The 20,690-nt window shown below is 59.3% G+C and carries 20 protein-coding genes and 1 pseudogene; 13 read left to right on the plus strand and 8 right to left on the minus strand.

Annotated elements, in window-relative coordinates:
* Positions 1-79: 79 nt before the first annotated feature.
* Positions 80-580, minus strand: coding sequence for a thiol peroxidase (tpx, locus tag JQF37_RS12970; protein WP_047528457.1), 501 nt, complete (start codon positions 578-580; stop codon positions 80-82).
* A gap of 325 nt (positions 581-905) precedes the next feature.
* Here tpx and JQF37_RS12975 point away from each other — a divergent pair, with 325 nt between their 5' ends.
* Entirely contained in the window at positions 906-1,328 is a 423-nt protein-coding gene (locus JQF37_RS12975) for a YciI family protein (protein ID WP_130206192.1), read from the plus strand.
* A 95-nt stretch (positions 1,329-1,423) separates the two neighbouring features.
* Here JQF37_RS12975 and JQF37_RS12980 read toward each other — a convergent pair whose 3' ends face one another.
* From JQF37_RS12980 to JQF37_RS31825, 7 genes are all read right to left on the minus strand, one after another.
* Positions 1,424-2,926 (minus strand): S-type pyocin domain-containing protein, encoded by a 1,503-nt coding sequence (locus JQF37_RS12980; RefSeq protein WP_130206194.1) that lies wholly within the window; start codon positions 2,924-2,926, stop codon positions 1,424-1,426.
* 89 nt (positions 2,927-3,015) lie between these two features.
* On the minus strand, positions 3,016-3,291 hold the full coding sequence (locus tag JQF37_RS12985; RefSeq protein WP_189340368.1) for a bacteriocin immunity protein: 276 nt from the start codon (positions 3,289-3,291) through the stop codon (positions 3,016-3,018).
* A complete protein-coding gene (locus tag JQF37_RS31820) occupies positions 3,281-3,541 on the minus strand; it encodes a hypothetical protein (RefSeq protein WP_343227679.1) in 261 nt (86 codons plus the stop codon). The genes JQF37_RS12985 and JQF37_RS31820 overlap by 11 nt, the downstream gene beginning before the upstream one ends.
* Positions 3,542-3,555: 14 nt before the next feature.
* Entirely contained in the window at positions 3,556-3,831 is a 276-nt protein-coding gene (locus JQF37_RS12990; RefSeq protein ID WP_130206198.1) for a bacteriocin immunity protein, read from the minus strand.
* 349 nt (positions 3,832-4,180) lie between these two features.
* Positions 4,181-4,657, minus strand: coding sequence for a DUF6392 family protein (locus JQF37_RS12995; protein ID WP_130206200.1), 477 nt, complete (start codon positions 4,655-4,657; stop codon positions 4,181-4,183).
* Positions 4,658-4,735: 78 nt separating this feature from the next.
* Positions 4,736-5,011, minus strand: coding sequence for a bacteriocin immunity protein (locus JQF37_RS13000; RefSeq protein WP_130206202.1), 276 nt, complete (start codon positions 5,009-5,011; stop codon positions 4,736-4,738).
* Positions 5,008-5,355 carry an HNH endonuclease gene (locus JQF37_RS31825; protein ID WP_130206204.1) on the minus strand — a complete coding sequence of 116 codons (348 nt, stop codon included), beginning with the start codon at positions 5,353-5,355 and terminating at the stop codon, positions 5,008-5,010. The genes JQF37_RS13000 and JQF37_RS31825 overlap by 4 nt, the downstream gene beginning before the upstream one ends.
* On the opposite strand from JQF37_RS31825, the gene JQF37_RS13005 reads away from it, so the two are divergent.
* From JQF37_RS13005 to JQF37_RS13060, 12 genes and pseudogenes are all read left to right on the plus strand, one after another.
* Entirely contained in the window at positions 5,332-5,580 is a 249-nt protein-coding gene (locus tag JQF37_RS13005; protein WP_130206206.1) for a DUF6124 family protein, read from the plus strand. The two genes, JQF37_RS31825 and JQF37_RS13005, sit on opposite strands and share 24 nt — an antisense overlap.
* An 863-nt stretch (positions 5,581-6,443) precedes the next feature.
* The gene (locus JQF37_RS13010) at positions 6,444-7,847 is read left to right on the plus strand and encodes a DUF1254 domain-containing protein (RefSeq protein ID WP_130206210.1); all 1,404 of its coding nucleotides are present in this window, start codon (positions 6,444-6,446) and stop codon (positions 7,845-7,847) included.
* 12 nt (positions 7,848-7,859) lie between these two features.
* Positions 7,860-8,807 (plus strand): transporter, encoded by a 948-nt coding sequence (locus tag JQF37_RS13015; protein WP_130206212.1) that lies wholly within the window; start codon positions 7,860-7,862, stop codon positions 8,805-8,807.
* Between the two features lie 88 nt (positions 8,808-8,895).
* Entirely contained in the window at positions 8,896-9,876 is a 981-nt protein-coding gene (locus tag JQF37_RS13020) for a MoxR family ATPase (RefSeq protein ID WP_130206214.1), read from the plus strand.
* A complete protein-coding gene (locus JQF37_RS13025; protein WP_130206216.1) occupies positions 9,873-10,808 on the plus strand; it encodes a DUF58 domain-containing protein in 936 nt (311 codons plus the stop codon). The genes JQF37_RS13020 and JQF37_RS13025 overlap by 4 nt, the downstream gene beginning before the upstream one ends.
* The gene (locus JQF37_RS13030; RefSeq protein WP_130206218.1) at positions 10,805-11,386 is read left to right on the plus strand and encodes a DUF4381 domain-containing protein; all 582 of its coding nucleotides are present in this window, start codon (positions 10,805-10,807) and stop codon (positions 11,384-11,386) included. The genes JQF37_RS13025 and JQF37_RS13030 overlap by 4 nt, the downstream gene beginning before the upstream one ends.
* Positions 11,373-12,365: a VWA domain-containing protein gene (locus JQF37_RS13035; RefSeq protein ID WP_130206220.1), complete on the plus strand. Its 993-nt coding sequence runs from the start codon at positions 11,373-11,375 to the stop codon at positions 12,363-12,365. The genes JQF37_RS13030 and JQF37_RS13035 overlap by 14 nt, the downstream gene beginning before the upstream one ends.
* Before the next feature lies 1 nt (position 12,366).
* Positions 12,367-13,947 carry a VWA domain-containing protein gene (locus tag JQF37_RS13040; RefSeq protein WP_130206222.1) on the plus strand — a complete coding sequence of 527 codons (1,581 nt, stop codon included), beginning with the start codon at positions 12,367-12,369 and terminating at the stop codon, positions 13,945-13,947.
* Complete coding sequence (locus JQF37_RS13045; RefSeq protein WP_130206224.1) at positions 13,944-15,386, plus strand: BatD family protein; 1,443 nt, start codon at positions 13,944-13,946, stop codon at positions 15,384-15,386. Before JQF37_RS13040 ends, JQF37_RS13045 begins: the two co-directional genes overlap by 4 nt.
* A complete protein-coding gene (locus JQF37_RS13050) occupies positions 15,383-16,411 on the plus strand; it encodes an HAD family hydrolase (RefSeq protein ID WP_130206225.1) in 1,029 nt (342 codons plus the stop codon). The genes JQF37_RS13045 and JQF37_RS13050 overlap by 4 nt, the downstream gene beginning before the upstream one ends.
* 67 nt (positions 16,412-16,478) lie before the next feature.
* A complete protein-coding gene (locus JQF37_RS13055) occupies positions 16,479-18,059 on the plus strand; it encodes an arylsulfatase (RefSeq protein ID WP_130206227.1) in 1,581 nt (526 codons plus the stop codon).
* Between the two features lie 99 nt (positions 18,060-18,158).
* Positions 18,159-20,673, plus strand: a pseudogene (locus tag JQF37_RS13060) (fused MFS/spermidine synthase).
* Positions 20,674-20,690 lie beyond the last annotated feature (17 nt).

A 20,690-nucleotide genomic window follows, 5' to 3' on the forward strand; every position in this document is an offset into this window, starting at 1 on the left:
GGAGATATATCCAAGACACTGAAACACAAATGAAAACGGCCTGGGGAGGGCCAGGCCGTTAACAAATGTAAACGCAGGCTTATTTCAGTACAGCAAGTGCCGCTTCGTAGTTCGGTTCTTCAGCGATTTCCTTGACCAGTTCGCTGTGCAGGACGTTGTCGTTCTCGTCCAGCACCACCACGGCGCGGGCCGTCAGGCCTTTGAGCGGGCCGTCAGCGATGGCCACGCCGTAGTTCTCGATGAACTCGGCACCGCGCAGGGTCGACAGGTTCTGTACGTTTTCCAGGCCTTCGGCGCCGCAGAAACGGGCCTGGGCGAACGGCAGGTCAGCGGAGATGCACAGCACCACGGTGTTGGCGACGTCATTGGCCTGGGCGTTGAACTTGCGCACGGAGGTGGCGCAAGTCGGGGTGTCGACGCTTGGGAAGATGTTCAGCACTTTGCGCTTGCCGGCGAAGTCCTTCAGGGAGACGTCGGACAGATTGCCGGCAACCAGGGAAAAGGCTGGCGCCTTGGAACCGGCTTGAGGCAGTTGGCCGTTGACTTGAACCGGGTTGCCTTTAAGAGTGACTTGAGCCATGAACGGAGTCCTTCTGAACGTTGTGGTAGAGAAATTTGAAGAGGTCGAAGTTAACCACGAAATGGTCGGACGACCTACTCTGGATACAAATTGTGAACAGTCGTCGAGCAATCTGAAATCCCGCGTTTGCACAATCACCACAAAACCCTGTGGGGGCGGGGCTTGCCCGCCCCGATAGGCTATCGCCCTCCCCAGCCGCCACCCGGCGTTCATCACGAAAGACACGCATCGACCCCGTCGGCGAATTTTTTCGCAACAGTGTCGATTGGGTGTTCCGCCATACGACTATAAATTGAACCACTCAATTTCAGCGGAGATCGAAACCATGCGATTCATGATCATCATCAAAGCCAGTCAGGACTCCGAAGCCGGCGTCATGCCCAGCAACGAATTGCTGACCGCCATGGGCAATTACAACGAAGAGCTGGCCAAGGCCGGCATCCTCGTCGCGGGCGAAGGCCTGCACCCCAGCAGCAAAGGCGCCCGCGTGCGCTTCTCGGGCGACAAGCGCACGGTGATCGACGGCCCCTTCGCCGAAACCAAGGAACTGATCGCCGGCTACTGGCTGTGGCAGGTGAAATCCAAAGAAGAAGCCATCGAGTGGGTCAAGCGCTGCCCTAATCCGATGCCGGGTACTGAGGCCGAGATCGAGATTCGGCAGGTGTTCGAGATGGAGGATTTCGGCGAGGAGTTCACGCCGGAACTGCGCGAGCAGGAAGAGCGGGCGTTTGGGCAGAAGAAGTGCTGAATATTTGTGCCTGAGCAGGTAACGGCGATTCGTGCGATCACGTCCCGGGCATTACCCGCCTCAATGGACGTGATCGAATGCTCGGCGATCACCTGCTAGACGGGATACTCATGTCGGTTTCTAAACATGACATAAACAGGATCCAGCTCTGACGCGGCAGGGAAAACCACAATGTAGTCGTCAAAATGGACACCTTCGTTATTGCCCAAGGGCGTCAGAACCGGGACGGGAGGAGATACAACAAAAAGCAACGAACGTGATTGTTGCCAGTTCCCAGGTTCGTTGTTTTCAAGAGAAATCTCGCCGGCCCAGGAAATCGTAACCGGCGCTGCGCCATCAGCAGTGAATCTGTAGGTGTTCACCCCTTGGCCTGGATATGCCGACCTGACCCGCACTTTGGGAGTTGAGTGTCCAGACAAAGACGCAGTGACGAAAACCTGCGACATGGAACTAACACCCTGTATGCCCAGGAGCGAGGCGCCAGGTGTGGCGGTAATGACGGCGGAGCTCATCCTGAATGGGATCTCTATCTCCGCCCTGCTCCGTGCCAGTGCTTGCCAATCCATACCTTCGATAGGCACCAGTTCTGACAACGGCATGCAAAGGCCATAAATCTGGGCATCTGCACGACTGGAAAAACCGAAATGCAGCACAGGAGCGCACTGGGTGGCGAGTGGAGCACCAGTAGTGTTCTGCCATGAAAACTCAGCCACCGCCGAGCGAATGGATTTTTGCAGATCAACCTGTTGCGACAACTCCAACGCAGATGACTGACCTTGAAGCAGCAAGGCAGGGCGTTTGTCGATAAAGTTCAATGACCCATTAATTACACAAGCAGCATGGGCCGGACCAAGTTTGGCGAGACTTCGTGAACGGATCAAATGTTGCTGCGCGGTGTTCAGCATCGCTTCTGCTTCAACATGAACAACAGGGTGGCGCTGGTTAATGTCCGCCAATCGCGCAAAGTACTGAATATGTGTTGTGTTGATCTGTTGAGCGATGTTTTGCCACTGCATGTGTTCGGATCGGGCATAAGTCAGGTCATCCTGTGCTCTGCTTTTGGCTAATTCAATCCATGTTTTCCGAAACTCGAACGTTCTGGCCGCGCTCCTGGTTTCACGCTGGGCTCGTTCGAGATTGCGAATGTTCGCTTCCTGTACGGATACTTCCAGTTGGGTACCTTGAAGGCCTCTAAAGTACAGGACAGCCTGTTCAAATTTTTCAAAGGCTTGCTTGACTGCCTGATCCAACAAGGCCAAATCTGAAGCAATTTTTTGCACTTCAGCGAAGGCACGGGCAATTGGGCTCATCGCTAACGGTGGAGGTGATACGGATGACGATACGCCCTTGAATGCAACCATGCCTTGTTTCTGATACCAGTCGCTAACGGCGTACACAACCCAAACCGCGCTATTGGAGCCGAATCTTTCATCGGGATAAAACAATAAATCCGCACCTTGAGGATGGCCGACTATGCGGTCGAAATAATTGATCAGGTCGTCATGTTCTCGCTTGGGTAGATCCACGGCCCAGATTTTTTCGACCAATGCCTCAAACTCCAAAGCTGTGTATTCCTTGAGTGTTGCTTTAAGTTCCATCCTTGGTTCTTCCTTGTTTTTCGTGGGCGAGTTGCCGAAGACGATGACATCTGCTCGATCAAGAGCAGATGCCATCGTAGAGATGTGAATTATTCTGGCTTGAAACCGGGTTTGTTATTGGCGGCACGCCATGCTTTGACTTCTTTCAGGATGCCTTCGGGACTGTCTTCCTGGCCCTCCTTTGGGTAGAAGATGACGTCTGAACGGCCTGGGTGCTCTGTGACTGACTCAAAATGGCTTAAGAGTCTGTCTCGATACTCCTCAAGCGCTCGTCCTTTTAAATTGCTTGCCTGATGAAAAAACTCGCCCAAAAAAGCCAGAAACTCCGCCTCAGTGTAATCCTCGAGCTTCGCTTTAAAAGAGATCATTATGGTTACCTTTATGCAGTCGAATATGACGTATAGGGGTCATTACCAATAAATTATCCAGATCATAAACAGCGCCATCTTTTGAAATTTCAATTTGATGATGGAGCTCGAATGCCTTCCGCTCTCCTGCTTGATCAATCAACGTGGGATATGGAGCTGAACCATCTCGCATTCTTTCGAGGTTACCTTTATTAAATTGCGTACTTAGTAATGCGTCCGCCGCAACAGCCTTCCAAGCAGCTGCCATCGTAGAGATGTGAATTATTCTGGCTTGAAGCCGGGTTTATTATTGGCGGCACGCCATGCTTTGACTTCTTTCAGGATGCCTTCGGGACTGTCTTCCTGACCTTCTCTTGGGTAAAAGATCACATCCGAGCGGTCTGGATGCTCGGTTACCCATTCGAAATGCTGCACCCCCTTGGCGATGAAATTATCAAACGCTTCTGCAGACAAGTCGTCTCGCTCCTCATAAAGGCCGCGTAAAAACTCCAAAAACTCAGCTTCTGTGTAGTCTTCAAGTTCCTCTTTGAAAATCATGATTAATTTCCTCGCCCATGAAAATCAATGCACCGTCTTGGTGTCATTACAACAAAATTGTCCGCTTCGAAAACTCCGCTTCGCTGGGCAACCTCTACGAAATGGCAAGCTTCGACTTTAATTCGCACTCAATTCATTTCCGATAATGAAGCGCGCCCAAAAAACCACAAACCTGAAATACCAGCCCCCTTCTCCTCCTCATCAATAGCCGCAATCATCTCGATTAGCGGCAGGATCGAATATCCGAAAACGGAAAACAACGTTATATTTAGACGAGCTAATATTCATCAAGCCCGCATTTTACACCCCTGAACAACTGCTCACAAAACTCAGCCGTTACAGCAAGGTTTTAATCATGATCTTTATCGACCAATGTAAAGACCAAGGTTTTAACTTCCATTGCCGCTGTATATTGAAATACGACCTTCTTGCCTGGAAAAACAACAGGATCCAGCAGATAGGATTCCCATCCACCTGTTTGGCCCATAGGTTCTGGCATTTTGATTGGACCTCTTGATTCCATTGGTTGACCGAAGAGCGCATGCACATCGGACTGGGTCATGGCCATTCTGTAGGGAGCAGGAAGGTCGCCTTTATATCTCACCGTAGTAGGCATTGTTTCCTTCAAAGTGAAAAATAAACTATCCAACACTTTAGTTTCATACCAAAACGTCAGTTCTACTCCATCTTCGACCTCAAGATCCAGCCGATTAGACCCAGGATAGAGTTCAACAAGAGATTGGGCATGAATGATTCCGCTTGCCATCAACGACTTATATGTGCGACCAACTCCTGCTATCAGTTCCATGACTTTTGCCGCGTCCATTAGTACCACCCCTGTTGTTTATGAAGAGCATGTAACCTCTCGCACCCAATCTCGATGTTGCCTTCGTCGAGGTGTGAGTTATTCAGGCTTGAACCCAGGTTTATTATTGGCGGCACGCCATTCTTTGACTTCTTTCAGGATGCCTTCGGGACTGTCTTCCTGGCCCTCCTTTGGGTAGAAGATGACGTCTGAACGGTTTGGATGCTCGGTGACCAGCTCAAAGTGTTTGATGCGTTTTAGCATGTATTTATCAAATTCATCCGCAGTCAAATCTCCTCCACCTTCAAAAAGCTCTCTAAGAAACTCCAAAAATTCAGACTCCGTGTAGTCTTCGAGACGTGAGTTTTCTTTCATGGTTGTGTTCCTCCTTTATGCTCTAGAACATGTCGTCTCGGTGTCATTACGACAATATTTTCCATGTCGTAGACCGCTCCTCCTTGCGCAATCTCCACTTGATGATGAAGCTCGAATTTTACTCGACCACCATACTGATCATTCGTGCTCGGGAAGGGCGCAATACCCTTGCCCATAAATCTCAGATTGGTAGCACTGAATTGAGCACTTAAAATCGTGTCCGCCGCAACAGCCTTCCAAAACGCCTCCCTGAACCGATGAAAATTAGCAAACTCACGCCCTCTTAACTGATCAGCAATCTGCGAAGGTATAGGCGCTCCCTGCGCTCGCGCACCCTCAACCAAACGCCCCGCCTACCCAGCAACATCTTCTTCATCGCCCCCGACATCGACAACCAGACCCTGCTCGAATACGCCTGTGAATCGCTGGCCTCGGCGAATGTCATGGCCAGTGACTTCGCCAGGTATCTGAAGGGGTCCCAGAGCAATACGCTGTTGGGTATTCAACAGTCGATCATGCTGGGCGAACTGGCAGTCAACCGGGTGCTGGATAATCTTGACCCGCGCTGATCACGCCTAAGCACAGATCCTTGAAACCCGCCTTTTGTGCTCACACAGACGGCGGGTTTCGTCGTTTCAATCAGTGCGCTCACGCCTAACCTGCTGATTTTTATTGACTTTTTAGTACACATAGGCACCGAAATTCCGCCTGCAAAATCCAGAGAATCAATCCCTTCGACTGGCTAAACCGTGGTGAGCTGCTAGCGTCAAAAGGACGTGTCCTACAGGCTAGAGAGCAAAGAGACTACGTCGCAACGGCCGCCTAGTGCCGAGCAGTCCAAATGAGCCACCAAGGAACCGGGGAATCATGTCGAACACCATGGGGATGTGCGTCTGTCTTTTGGCGAACTTGCATGCGCCTGGCTTTTATACCCTCAACAACCCGCTGAACCCGGCGCCAGATATCAACCTGCAAGACGTCTGCTCCCTCAAGCTGCATGCTGCTGCCTCCCTCCCCGCCAGCGCCCGTTCAGATCCGCATGGCGGCGATTTGCGCTACCTGAAAACCACCGGCACGCCCCACTCGGTTTGGGTGGCGGCAAAACCTGCAAACCCGGGCCTGATATCACCAACGTCTTCTTCGAACCGCATGGACCGTCAGTTACGGCCAGCAAGGAGTTCTTATGCACGGTGCCATTCGCGCAGCCGGCTTCAGCGTGATGACGATGTTTGTCAGCTGCGGCGTGGGTGCTCAGGACCTGGACGCACGGACCGGCCAAGTGACCCTGGACGCTGAAACACCCACTCATGTGTCTGCCCCCCCGATGCGACTTGCGCCTGGACCCGCCAGTCAAGGCCGTATCTACAAGCCCGGTAAGACCGACAACGTCACGACCAAGCGATGACGCCAAGAGACTGAATAAGGAAGTTTTATGAGTAATCGCCTGTCACTCACCGCGCTTGCGCTGGCACTGAGCGCGAACGCCTCGGCCGACTTCACCGCCACCCCGGAAGAAGCCCGGAGCATTGCCAAAGAAGCCTATTTATACGGGTTCCCCGTGGTGGAAATGTACAAGACCTTGTTCACCCAGGCCGTGGACAAGAAGAGCCCGAACTTCAAGGCGCCGTTCAACCAGATCGGCAACACCGCCAAGGCGTTTACCGCCAGGGACACCGCGTTCGTCACGCCGAATGCAGACACCCCTTACTCGTTCGTCTGGATGGACCTGCGCGCCGAGCCCCTGGTGCTGACCTTGCCGCCCATCGAAGAGCACCGTTACTACTCGGTGCAATTGATCGACGCCTACACGCAGAACTTCGCCTACCTGGGCACCCGCAGCACCGGCAACAATGGCGGCCACTACATGATCGCCGGGCCTAACTGGCAGGGTCAGCAGCCGCTGAACATCGACCGCCTGCTGCGCAGCGAAAGCAACATTGCCTATGCGCTGTATCGCACGCAGTTGTTCGATGACAAGGACCTGGCCAAGGTCAAGCAGATCCAGAAGGGTTACAAGGTCGAAACCCTCAGCCACTACGACAAGCAAAAGGCGCCACCGGCCGCGCCGAAGATCGACTGGCCGAAACCCACACCGACCATGAGCGACACCCCGGACCTGTTTCGCTACCTGAATTTCATGCTGTCGTTCGCTCCGTCCCAGGACGTGGAAAAGGACCTGCTCGGGCGATTCGCCAAAATCGGCATCGAAGCCGGCAAGCCGTTCAACGTCAGCACACTCACGGCGGACCAGCGCAAGGCCCTGGAGGACGGCATCAGCGACGCCAAGGCAGAATTCGCGGCGCTCAAGAAAACCAAAGTGGATACCCACGAACTCACCAGTGGCGACGTGTTCGGCACCCGTGATCACCTCAAGGGCAATTACCTGTACCGCTATGCCGGCGCCAACATGGGGATTTTCGGCAACTCCGCCGAAGAAGCGAATTACATCGGCTATTTCGTCGACAAGGATGGGCAACCGGTCGATGCCTCGAAACACGATTACACCCTGCACTTCGACAAAGACGCCCTGCCCCCGGCCGACGCGTTCTGGTCGCTGACGATGTACGACGGCAAGACCAAATTGCTGGTGGCCAACCCGCTCAATCGCTACCTGATCAACTCGCGCATGTTGCCCGGTCTCAAGTTCGACGACGACGGCGGACTGACCCTTTACGTACAAAACAAGGCCCCGGCCAAGGCCCAGCAAAGCAACTGGCTGCCGGCACCGAAGGGTCCGTTCTACGGCGTACTGCGCCTGTACCTGCCCAAACCGGAAGTCACCAACGGCCAATGGAATATGCCGTTGCTGACTCCTGTAGACCAAAAAGACAAATAAGCGGAGTCAGTGATGATGAGGCCTTTGGTAGTGCGCCCTTTGTTGGCGCTGTGCATGGTTGGCGGTAGCCCGCTGGTGCTGGCAACCGAGGGCGGCGTTGGCCGGCCGATCACCGGTCAGCAGGTGATTTCCAATGCGGGGGTCATACCGCCAGCACCGGGCTGGGTAATGTCCCTGACCAGCATCTGGTACGACGGCGATCTCAGGGGCAACGCCCAAGTGCCGATTGTCGGTGCCTTGAGTACCGGGCTGGACATGAAGGTGTCCTACACCATGGCCAACTTCACCCGTGTCTGGGACACCGGCAAGGGAAGCTGGAACTACGCCTCGGCCATTGGCGTGCCGGTGCAGTACACCGACGTCACCGCGAGCATCACCGGCCCGCGTGGACGTACGCTGGGCAGGGAAGACACCGGCACCCAGTTCGCCGACATGCTGGTGACACCGATTGCCGCCGGCTACCACTTCGACGAGGTCAACCACCTCTCCTTGTCCCTGCCGATCTACGTGCCGACCGGTGCCTACAACGACAACCGCCTGGCCAACCCCGGGCAGAACAACTACACCTTCATGCCCACCGTGGCGTTCACTCACCTGGACGGCAAGGGCGGCGAGTTCACCCTGTCGGGCGGGCTGGAGTTCTATACCGAAAACAACGCCACCGATTACAAAAACGGCGACATCTTCACCCTCGACGCCTTATGGACCCATGGTTTCGGCAACGGCTGGAACGCGGGGCTGGTGGCCGGTTATATCCAGCAGATCACCGATGACTCAGGCAGTGGCTCTACCACGGGCTTTCGCGGACGTTCGGTGGGCGCCGGCCCTTCCGTGGGCTGGAACGGCAAGTTTGCCGATGCCCAGGCCAGCGTCAGCGCTCGCTGGGTGCCCGAGTTCGACACCAAGAACCGGCCGGAAGGCAATGGTTTCAACATCAACCTGACCCTCGCGTTTTTCTAAGAGGCAGCGCGATCAACAGCCGCTGGAATTTCCGCCCACCCTTCATCCCGGTCATTCCGACCTTTATGTTGTGAGCGAGGAGCAACCCGTGACCGCACTCAATGATCTCAACGCCCTGCAAGCCAGCATCGCCGAAGCGGTGCTGGGCCAGGACCAGGTGATTCGGCAGATCCTCCTGGGCTTGCTGGCCAATGGGCACTTGCTGCTGGAGAGCCTGCCGGGGCTGGCCAAGACCCGCACGGTCAAGGCGCTGGCCAAACACCTGGACGCGAAGATGAGTCGCATCCAGTTCACCCCGGATTTGCTGCCGTCAGACATCACCGGCGCCGAGGTGCTGCACCAGGTAGAGGGCAAAAACGAGATCCGCTTCCAACCGGGCCCGCTGTTCGGCAACCTGATCCTGGCCGACGAAATCAACCGCGCCCCGGCCAAGGTCCAGGCTGCGTTGCTCGAAGCCATGGAAGAACGGCAGATCACCGTGGCCGGCAACAGCCATACGCTGCCAGAACTGTTCATTGTCGTCGCGACGCAGAACCCCATCGAGCAGGAAGGCACCTACCCGCTGCCGGAAGCACAGATGGACCGCTTTCTGATGAAAGTCCTGCTGGATTACCCCAGTGCGGAAAACGAGAGCCAGGTGCTGCGCCTGTTGCGCGAAGAAGAACAGGCCCTCGGCGCCAAGACCGCCCCGGTGCAGGGCTTCGCCCTGGCCCAGGACGTGATCTTCGCTGCACGCCGGGAAGTCAGTGCGGTGCACGTCTCACCGGCCATCGACCGCTATTTGATCGACATCATCAATGCCACCCGCCATCCGGTCGATTACGACGCCGACCTCGGGCGCTGGATCAATATCGGCGCCAGTCCTCGCGGCGGTATTGGCCTGGACCGCTGCGCCCGCGCCGATGCCTGGTTGCAGGGCCAGGATTTCGTCTCGCCGGACAACGTGCGCGCCGTGGTGCATCCGGTGCTGCGCCATCGCCTGCAACTGAGCTACGACGCGGTGGCCGACGGCGTAACGGCCGATCAGGTGCTCGACCGGTTGCTCGATAAAGTGGCGATTCCCGCATGAACGCGGACGGTCTGGTCTACGTCTCTCTGGCGCAATTGATGGCGCTGGAGTTCAAGGCCCGTGACCTGAGTTTTCTCGCACGTCAGCCCCAGGGCAGCATCCTGGCCGGCAACCATGCGTCGCGCCTGCGTGGCCGTGGCTTGAATTTCGATGAATTGCGCCGGTACCAGCCAGGGGACGATTTGCGCCACCTCGACTGGCGTGCGTCGCTGCGCACCGGCAAACCGGTGGTGCGCACCTTCACCGAAGAGCGCGACCGTCCGGCGCTGATACTTGTCGACCAGCGCATGTCGATGTTTTTCGGCTCGCAACGCAGCTTCAAATCCGCCGTCGCCGCCGAACTCGGTGCGCTGGCGGCGTGGATGGTGTTCAACGCCGGGGATCGGGTCGGCGGGCTGGTGTTCAACGATCAGCGCATCGACAGCATCGCGCCATTGCGCAGCCGCAAGCGGATCGAAGCCCTGTGCAGCCGCATCGTCCAGCAGAACCAGGCACTGAATGCGGCCAATCCGGATGCCGAGGGCGAAGACCAGCTCGACAAAGTCTTGCAGCAGTGCCTGGCACTGGCCGGTCACGATCACCTGATCTGTATCGTCAGCGACTTTGCCGGTGCTGGAGAACGGACCTTGCAGCTGATGCGCCAGTTGGCGACGCACAACGATGTGATCGCCATGCAGGTCTACGATCCGTTGGCCCTGAACCTGCCGAAAAACGGCCGCTTGCTGATCACCCAAGGCCAGTTGCAGGTGGAGCTGGCGGTGGAGCGCCGTCAGGTGCACCAGCCTTTGGGCGACTTTCTCAGTGGCCGGCTCAAGGACGTTGCAACGCTGCTACGGCGCAGTCGGGTGCCTTTGATGATGTTCAGCACCGCCACCGAGGCACAGCAACAATTGCGCGCCGAGCTGGGCAAACTGGCTGGAGCGCGGCGATGAATCCGAACATCCCGAGCATTGACCAACTCAAGGAGATCCCACTGCCGGCACCGGTCAGCTACGCACCGCAAACCTGGGGTTGGTGGATGTTGCTCGGTTTGCTGGTGATGACCGCATCGATCATCGCCGTGCGGCGTTATTGGCAATGGCGGCGTGATCGTTATCGGCGCGAGGCGCTGCTGCGATTGGCGCAATTGCAAAAGCGCAGTGATGACCTGAATGCGTTGCGTGAGCTACCAGAACTTCTAAAACGCACCGCCCTCTCCATGCCAGCCACACAACCTGTGGGAGCGAGCCTGCTCGCGATAGCAACTCAACATTCAACAACGAAGGTGATTGTCCGTCCGCTATCGCGAGCAAGCTCGCTCCCACAGTCGCCGGCAGCGCTTGGAAAAGATGATTGGCAGGCCTTTTTGCAGCGCCACTGCAAGCAGCCGTTGCCAGCCGATTTCAGCCAGCAACTGTCGCTGCTCGCTTATGCCCCGGATGCAGCCTTGCGCGCCCTGCCCAACGCGCAACGCCAGCAGTTGTTCGACACCTGCAGACACTGGGTGGCACATCATCATGTGGCAGCTTGATTACCCCTGGCTGTTACTGCTGTTGCCATTGCCGTGGTTCGGTTATCGCTACCTGCCCGATTACCGTGAGTCGCGCAGCGCCGTGCGCGTGCCGTTTTTCACCGCCATGAGCCGTGCCGTCGGCCAGGCGCCCAGTCAGGCCGGCACCCGCAGCAATCGCTGGCAATTGCTGTTGAACCTGCTGGTGTGGGCGCTGTTGCTGTTGGCGGCGGCCCGGCCGGTGTACGTGGAAAAACCCATCGAGCGTCAGCAGCCGGTGCGCGACCTGATGCTGGCCATCGACATTTCCCAGTCCATGGAAACCACCGATTTCACCGACGCCAATGGCCAGAAAATCAATCGCCTGGACGCCGTCAAAGCGGTGGTGCATGGCTTCATCGACAAGCGCAAAGAGGATCGTCTCGGCCTGATCGTGTTCGGCAGTGGCGCTTACCCGCAGGCCCCCTTGACCCTCGATCACGCCAGCCTGTCGTTGCTGCTGGGCGACACCGGCATCGGCATGGCCGGCCCCAACACAGCGATTGGCGACGCCATCGGCCTGAGCCTGAAACTGCTCGACCAGACCCGTGAACAAGAGAAAGTGCTGATCCTGCTCACCGACGGCAACGACACCAGCAGCGCCATCACCCCGGACCACGCGGCAGCCATGGCCGCAGCCAAGGGCGTGGTGATTCACACCATCGGTATCGGCGATCCTGACGCCTCCGGTGAAGCCAAGGTCAACCTGCAAGGCTTGCAGCAGATCGCCGCCGCCACCGGTGGCAAGTTTTTCCGCGCCGAGGACCGCAACGCACTGGATCAGGTCTACAGCAACCTCGATACCCTCACGCCGCATCAGGTGAAAACCCTCAGCCATCAACCCAAACGCGACCTGTTCTGGTGGCCGCTCGGGACGGCGATCGCCCTGCTTGCGCTCTATCACCTGGGTGCCCTGCTGTGGCCACGCGTGTCCATTGCCCGTCAACGGCAGGCGGTTTGAGATGGACATCAACCTCAGCGACTTTCATTTCCTGCGCCCACTGTGGCTGTTGCTGCTGCCTTTCGCCGCCGTGCTGCCGTGGCTCTGGCGCCGCAGCCGCGACTTGCAGCGGCGTTTACGCAGCAACATCGCCGAGCATTTGCTGCCGCACCTCTTGATTACCCCGCAGGATCAACAGTGGCTACGCCCGGTGCATCTGGTTTGCGCGCTGTTGGCACTCGGCGCGCTGGCCGCCGCCGGGCCGACCTGGGAGCAGGATCGCCCTGACTTTCTGCAAAACCGGGCGCCGTTGATCATCGCCATTGACCTCTCGCCGTCCATGGACGCCAACGATGTGCAACCGACGCGCCTGGAAGCGGCCAAACACAAATTGCATGACCTGATCCAGCGTCGCGCCGGCGCCCGCAACGCGCTGATCGCCTACGCCGGCAGCGCGCACCTGGTGTTGCCGCCCACCGACGACCCGGCCCTGCTCGACACCTTTATCCAGGCATTGGGCACCGACCTGATCGGCAAACCGGGAAAAAATGTCGGGGCGGTGATCGATCAGGCCACGCGTTTGCTGAGCGCCGAAAAAACGCCGGGGACGCTCTTGTTGATCACCGACGGTGCCGACACCTCGGCGCTGGCCGGGCTGGACAAGCAACTGGACGACAGCGCGTTGCAAGTGCTGATCCTGGCCGTGGGCAGCGAGGACGGGGGCATCATCCACACTGCCGATGGCCAGGCGCGCACCGACAGCAATGGCCGCCCAGCGCTGGGTAGCTTCGATCAGGCCGCCCTCAAGCAGCTCGCCTCTACGCTGGATGCACCACTGGGCAGCCTGACCCTCAATAACGACGATCTGGACTGGATCGAACTACACGCCCAGCAGCATTTCCAGAGTGCCAGCGACGAACAGCGCGAACTGCACTGGAAGGACGCCGGATACTGGCTGTGCTGGCCCTTGCTGTTGATCGCGTTCTTCAGCGTGCGCAAGGGCTGGAGCCTGAACTGGATGGCCGGATTTTTACTGGCCATCGGCATTGGCTTACAACCGGCACCGGCACAGGCCAACGCACTCACCGACGCGTTTTTCACCCCGGACCAACAAGGCCGCTGGGCGTTCGAGCACGGGCACTTGCCACAAGCCGCAGCGCATTTCGTTGACCCTTACTGGAAAGGCGTCGCTGCCTACAACGCCGCCGATTTCGACCTGGCCCTGGCCAGCTTCGCCCGCCTGGAAACACCCCAGGCGTATTTCTACCTCGGCAACATTTACGTGCGCCGCTTCAAGTTCGGCGAGGCCATCGCCGCCTACACCCAAGCGCTGACATTGCAGCCGCAGTTCCCTGAAGCCACGGCGAACCTGGCGTTGGCCATCGCCTTGCAGAAAGACACCGAAAGCGCTGAGCAAAACGCCCCCGAGGTCAAACCCGACGAAATCAAAATGGACAAGGCACCCGGAAAAGGCCAGAGCAGACCGGTGCCAACCCAACAGGCGGCCTCGGATGAACAGTGGTTGCAGAACCTCACGACATCACCCGCGAAGTTCTTGAAGCAGAAATTCAGTTTGCAGGATCAGGCGGGAGGCAAGCCATGATCTGTCTGCAAAACCCGGTCGCGCCCATCGCCGGCCAGCCAGCTCCCACAGGGATAGGTGGCGTACCCAAACGTCATGAACGGCGTGCATCGTCTGGGAGCGGGCTTGCTCGCGAAGGCGCCTGCCCGGGCAACACAATACTCGGCACCTTGCTCCTGTGCCTGATCAGCGCAACCGCCCTCGCCGCCGAACCCGAACTGCGGGTCCAGACCAGCCTGCAACCGGCCGACACCGCCATGGTCGGCAGCCTGGTCGAATTGCACCTCGATGTCCTCACCGACACCTGGTTCACCAATGCCCCCACCCTGCCCGACCTCAAGCTGCCCGGCGCGCTGGTGATGCCGCCGGACGGCCACGCCGAGCACCTGAACCGGACGCTCGACGGCAAGTCCTTCAATGGCATGCGCTACCGCTACCTGATCACGCCGAATGTGGCGCAAGGGTTCGACATTCCGGCCCTGAGCGTGCGCGTCACCCCGGGCCAGGCCAGCGTCGAGTTGAGCGCCCGGAGCCAGCCGCTGCACTTCACGGCGGCGCAACCGCCGGGTTTCGCGCTCGGCGAACCGGTGCTGGTCGCGCAAGGCCTGCGGCTCACCCAGCAAATCGTCAATTCCGCGACGCCGCTGAAAGTCGGTGACAGCCTCACCCGGCAACTGACGCTGCAAGCCGACGGCGCCCTGGCCATGTCACTGCCGACGCCATCGCTGGGGGATGTCAGCGGCCTCAGCCGGTACGCCAAGAACCCGCAGGTCACCACCCTGGACGACGGTCGCGGCCACTTCACCGGCGGCCAGCGCATCGACAGCGTGACCTACCGCATCGACACCGAAGGCCCTCACACATTGCCGGCCATCGAGCTGAAATGGTGGGACGCCAGCAGCCAGCAAACCCGCACCGCGCAAGTGCCCGCCGTGAGCTTCGACGCCGCCGCCAACAGTGCCTATCGGCCGGTGTTTTCGATCAGCGAAGACCTGAAGCAGCTCGGCCAGCCCCATCGCCTGCGCCTTTCGGGCTTTGCCTTGGGCCTGTTGGCGCTGCTGTCGAGCGTGGCGCTGCTTGCCTGGATTGCCCGCCCCTTTGTCCATCGCGCGTACCTCAAGGCCAAGGCCCGGCGTCAGGCGCGGCACAGCGCCTGGCTGGCCTGCGCCGACTACGCCTGGCGGCAAATCCCGGCGCAGCTTGATGGCAAACCGCCACAGTTGAGCGCCCTGTACCTGTGGACCCGGCGCAGCCGAACGGGCCTGAAGCTGACGGGGTTCGGCCCGCGCCTGCAAGCCTTTCTGCGTGCGTGCTACGGCCGCGAACCGACCAAAGATCAGGCATTGCACCAACTCAAGGAATCCTTGACTACGCTGCATAGTCAGGCCGAACACAACAGCGAATCAGTTGCTCCCGCATTGCGACCACTCAACCCCGGGCACGAGAAGGAATTCCCATGACGAACCCGATAGCGCACCGCCATTTCCACGGGCTGAAGTTGCTGCTGGCCCTGGCGTTGAGCCTGCCACTGCTGGCCCAGGCCGCCGAACCACTGCCCTCCTGGAACGACGGCCCAGCGAAAAAGCACATCATCGAGTTCGTGCAGGCGGTGACCGATCAAGGCAGCAAGGACTTCGTCAAACCCGAGGACCGTATTGCCGTGTTTGATAACGACGGCACTTTGTGGAGCGAGCAGCCGATGTACTTCGAGCTGCTGTTTGCCCTGGAAGAGGTCAAGCGCACTGCGCCACAACACCCGGAGTGGAAAACCACCCAGCCGTTCAAGGCGGTGCTGGAAAACGATCACAAGGCGCTGGCGGCCACTGGCCTGGACGGCATGATGAAGATCTTCGGTGCGACCCACACCGGCATGACCACCGAGGCCTTCGACGATTACGCCAAGACCTGGCTCAGCCAGGCCCGCCATCCGAAAACCGGCAAGCCCTACACCGAGATGATCTTCCAGCCGATGCTGGAAATGCTCGACTACCTGCGCAGCGAAGACTTCAAGACCTACATCGTCTCCGGTGGCGACACCGGTTTCATGCGCGCCTTCGCCGAGAAGGTCTATGGCATCCCGCCCGAGCAGGTGATCGGCACCACCTTCGTCACAGTGTTTCAGTACAAGGATGGCCAGGCGTCGATCCTGCGCACACCAAAACTGGCGCATAACGACGACGGCCCGGGCAAACCGGAAAGCATCGACGCCGTCATCGGCAAGCGGCCGATCCTGGCCTTCGGCAACTCCGACGGCGACCTGCAAATGCTGCAGTGGACCGCTGCCGGGCCGGGCAAACGCTTCATGGGACTGGTGCATCACACCGACGCCAAGCGCGAATGGGCCTATGACCGCGAGTCGCAGATCGGCCGTCTGGACAAGGCCCTGGACGAAGCGAATAAACGCGGCTGGACCGTCGTCGACATGGCGGCCGAATGGCGCCGAATCTACCCGTTCGATGCCGCCACACCCGAGCAAGTGCAATAAAAAGCGTGATGCAGGACCGCGATAAACGTTTGTCGCACCGAGCGACGTAAGCAAAGGAGCAAGTCAGATGACTCGCATACGCAAATGGTTACCCAAGTTTGCCCTGGTGGTGGCCTCGGTCATGGCGATCCCGGCAATCGCCGGGGCTGCGGAAAAACCCAACATTTTGGTGATCTTCGGCGACGACATCGGCCAGACCAACATCAGCGCCTATTCCATGGGGGTGGTCGGCTACAAGACGCCGAACATCGACCGCATCGCCAAGGAAGGCATGATGTTCACCGACTATTACGCGGAGAACAGCTGCACGGCTGGACGATCGTCGTTCATTACCGGGCAGACCGTGCTGCGCACCGGCTTGTCGAAAGTTGGTTTGCCAGGCGCGACAGTGGGCCTGCAAAAACGCGACATCACCATCGCCCAGGCGCTCAAGTCCCAGGGCTATGCCACCGGCCAGTTCGGAAAAAACCACCTCGGCGACCGCGACGAGTACCTGCCGACCAACCACGGTTTCGACGAGTTCTTCGGCAACCTGTACCACCTCAACGCCGAAGAAGAGCCGGAACGTGCCAACTGGCCCAAGGACAATCCTGAGTTCACCAAGGCCTTCACGCCCCGAGGTGTGATTCACAGCTTCGCTGACGGCAAGATCGAAGACACCGGTGCGCTGAACACCAAGCGCATGGAAACCATCGACGACGAAACTACCGCCGCAGCCCAGGCGTTCATCGAGAAACAGGCCAAGGCGGACAAACCGTTCTTCGTCTGGATGAACACCACGCGCATGCACTTGTTCACCCACGTACGCGATTCGATGAAAGGTCAGAGTGGCATGGCCGGCAACGACTATGCCGATGGCATGATCGAACACGACGGCGACGTCGGCAAACTGCTGAAGACCCTCGACGACCTGAAAATCGCCGACAACACCATCGTCGTCTACACCACCGATAACGGCCCGAACCAGTTCTCCTGGCCGGACGCGGCGACCACGCCGTTCCGTAACGAGAAGAACTCCAACTGGGAAGGCGCCTACCGGGTCCCGGCCATGATCCGTTGGCCGGGCAAGATCAAGGCAGGGGAAGTGTCCAACGAGATGTTCTCGGGCCTGGACTGGTTCCCGACCCTGTTGGCGGCCGTGGGTGAGACAGACGTAAAAAACAAACTGCTCAAGGGCTGGTCGCCCACTTCCGGCGGTACCAGCTTCAAGGTGCACCTGGACGGCTACAACCAACTGCCTTACCTGACCGGTCAACAACCCAAGAGTGAGCGCAAGGAGTTCTACTACTTCAACGATGACGGCGTGCTGGTGGGCATGCGTTACGACAACTGGAAAGCGGTGTTCTGCGAACAACGCGAGCCAGGGGGCTTCAAGGTCTGGAGCGAACCTTTTGTGTGCCTGCGGGTACCGAAAATCTTCAACCTGCGCATGGACCCGTATGAACGTGCTGACATAGTTTCCGATCAGTACGCTGACTGGGCCACCAAGAACGTTTACCTGACCGAAGTGGCGGTGATGAAGTCGGCAGCGTTCCTGCAGACCTTCGTCGACTATCCACCCAGCCAGCGGCCGGCGAGCTTCAGCATCGACCAGATCCGTCAGGCGGTGGACGCCAAAATTGAGGAAAAAATGAAAGCCGCACAGTAACACCGCTCGACCGCCGCTCGCCTTCGCCGGCGAGCGGACTTTTTTCTGAATGCGCCTACAGATTTTTTTCCAATCCGAAAATTGTACAAGGCCCCCCCCATGTCCTCACGTGTCGCCAGCAAGTCGTCGGCCATACCTGCCCCTCACGTCGCCTCCCCGGCGCTGTTGATCCCCGCTCTGTTGCTGTTTATCTCCGGTGCCGCGGCGCTGGTGTATCAGGTGCTGTGGATCAAACAGCTGTCGCTGGTGGTGGGCGTCGAGGTGTACGCCATCACCACCGGCATCAGCGCGTTTTTTTGCAGGCCTGGCCCTGGGGGGCTTGCTGTTCGGCCGCTGGGCGGACCGCTTGCAGCAGCCGGTGCTGCTGTATGCCGGGCTGGAGGTGCTGGTGGCGGTACTCGGTGTCGGCGCGACGTTCGCCATGAGCCTGGCGGCCAGCCCTTTCGCCTGGCTGGAACAACACATCGGCCTGCTGGCCTGGGTGTTGCCGTTCGCCCTGGTGGGCATTCCCGCCTTGCTGATGGGGGGCACGTTGCCGGTGCTGGTTCGTTCGTTGGCCAGCCACCCGCAACAACTGGGCAAGGCTGGCGGCCACTTGTATGCGGCGAACACCGCAGGCGCCATCGCCGGCACCCTGCTCGCGGCGTTCGTGCTGATTGCCACCCTGGGCGTGCGCGGCAGTGCCCTGGCCGCGGCGATGTTGAACCTGCTGGCCGCTGCCGGGGCCCTGTGGTTCCAGCGTCATCGCTCACTGCCGGTTGAAACCCCCATCAAACACCACACGGACAAGGCACCGGATCGCCTGGCCCTGTGGCTGTATTCGATCGCCGGTGGCGTGGCCCTTGGTTACGAAGTGGTGTGGTCGCAGTCCATCGTGCAGTTCATGAGTACGCGCACCTATGCCTTTGCCGTGGTGCTGGCGACGTACCTCACCGGGCTGTTCCTGGGCAGTGCCCTGCTCGCCCGTCGGGTCGATCGCCTGCGCGATCCCTGGGGGGTATTCGGCCTGCTGATCGCTGGCGCCGGGCTGATCGCGCTGCTGGAAATCGCCTTGCTCGGGCGCTGGCTGGTACTCGCCCAGAGCCTGGTCGAAGCCAGGGTGCTGTCGTTGGGTGCCAGTGAGTTACTGGGCATGAGCGCACGCTTCGCGGTCGCTGCCCTGAGCATCGTGTTCGTGCCGACCGTGCTGCTCGGCGCGGCGTTTCCCGTGGCACTGCGCTTGAGCGTCGGGCGCGACCATGTGGGGCGCAATGTTGGTGAGGTCGTGGCGTTCAATACCCTGGGCGGGATTATCGGAGTGATGCTCTGCGGTTTTGTGCTGATCCCGTTGCTGGGGCTGGTGCGGACTCTTGGCTTGCTGGCGATCATCGCCGCCGCGATCGGCTACTTCGCCGTGCGCAAGGGCCATGGGGTCAAGAAAGGCCGGCGCCAGGGCGTGGTCGCGGTCGGCCTGTTATCGGTGGCACTGGCGTTGCTGACCCCGGTCGACAAACTGGCCGGCCTGCTGCCCGGTGCGCGCAACGGCACCTTGGCGTTTTATGAGGAAGGTCGCGGCGGCACTGTCGCCGTAGTCACCCAGGGCAAGGGGCAGAAGGCGTTTCAGCGCTTGTACATCCAGGGCGTGTCCAACACTGGCGACGCCATGCCATCCCTGCGCTACATGCGCATTCAGGCACTGTTGCCGCTGCTGATCCACAACGGAGAACCGCGCTCGGCGCTGGTGATCGGCTTTGGCACCGGCATCACCGCTGGCGCCCTGACCCGCTATCCGGGCCTGGAGCATCGCGTCGTCGCCGAACTGCTGCCGTCGGTGGTCAAGGCTGCGCCCTTGTTCAAGGGCAACTTCAATGCCGCCACCGATCCCGGTGTCGATGTACGTTTGCGCGACGGTCGCCAGGAACTGCTGCGCAACCCGCAGCAGTACGACCTGATCACCCTTGAACCACCACCGCCGTCCGCTGCCGGCGTGGTCAATCTGTATTCCCGGGACTTTTACCAACTGGCGGCCAGCCGTTTGCAGAACCAGGGCCTGGTCGCCCAATGGCTTCCGTTGCCGACGCAAAACATCGACGACTCGCGCTCGCTGGTGCGCAGTTTCCTTGACGTCTTCCCCTACGCCACCCTGTGGACCAGTGAGTTCCACGAGATGCTGCTGGTGGGCTCGCTGGAGCCGATGGAACTGCATGCAGCGAAAATCAGCGCGCGGTTCCAGCAGGACAGCGTGCGCAGCACCTTGCAGGATGTCGGTATCGGCTCGGCGGCCGCGCTGCTGGCAACCTGGGTCACCGATCGCGCCGGCCTCGAGCGCTTCGCTGCTGACGCGCCAGCGGTGACCGACGATCAACCGCGAATCGAATACGCCCCCTGGGTACGGGACAGGGAAATCACCCGCGTGCTTCCGGCGCTGCTGAATCTGCGCAGCGCCCCGCCCCTGGTCAACGCCGATGCAGGTTTCATCGAACGGATGAACACCCACCAGCAACGCCTGATGCAGTTCTATCGGGCGAGCCTGCATGCGTACGAGGGTGACCGCGATGCCTGGGCCCGGGACGCCCGCGAAGTGATGCGCGGGGATGGCGGTAACCCGTATTTCCGCTGGTTTGGCGGGGAGTGATCCGGCAACTATCCGAC

This window comes from Pseudomonas sp. MIL9, from assembly GCF_016887925.1.
Lineage (GTDB): Bacteria > Pseudomonadota > Gammaproteobacteria > Pseudomonadales > Pseudomonadaceae > Aquipseudomonas > Aquipseudomonas mohnii.